Consider the following 312-nt stretch of genomic DNA (forward strand, 5'->3'; position numbering starts at 1 on the left):
GTGCCGCAAGACCCATGGGGCCGGCCATATATCTACCGGCAGCCCGGCGAGAACGGCGGTGAATACGACCTGCTGTCGATGGGCAAGGACGGCCAGCCCGGTGGTGACGGGGAAAACGCCGAAATTACCAGTTGGCAGTAAGGAGAGCGGCCATGCGCTACAGCCTCAAGGCCCTGGGCAGACAGGGTGTGGTGCAATTGCAGATCGACGCCGAGGACGCCGACCAGGCCCGCCGCCAGGCCGAGGACCAAGGCCTGCGTGTGCTCAGCCTGCGCAGCAACGGCGGCGCCTTGCGCGGCATGGCCTGGCGCC

Annotated in this window: 1 protein-coding gene; it reads left to right on the plus strand. The window is 67.6% G+C overall.

Features of this window, described 5'->3' with window-relative positions:
* The coding region (locus SB765_RS28750; protein ID WP_410932374.1) for a type II secretion system protein GspG at window positions 1–141 on the plus strand (141 nt) is incomplete at its 5' end.
* Window positions 142–312: the final 171 nt, after the last annotated feature.

It is taken from the genome of Pseudomonas sp. SIMBA_067, assembly GCF_046534675.1.
GTDB classification, from domain to species: domain Bacteria; phylum Pseudomonadota; class Gammaproteobacteria; order Pseudomonadales; family Pseudomonadaceae; genus Aquipseudomonas; species Aquipseudomonas putida.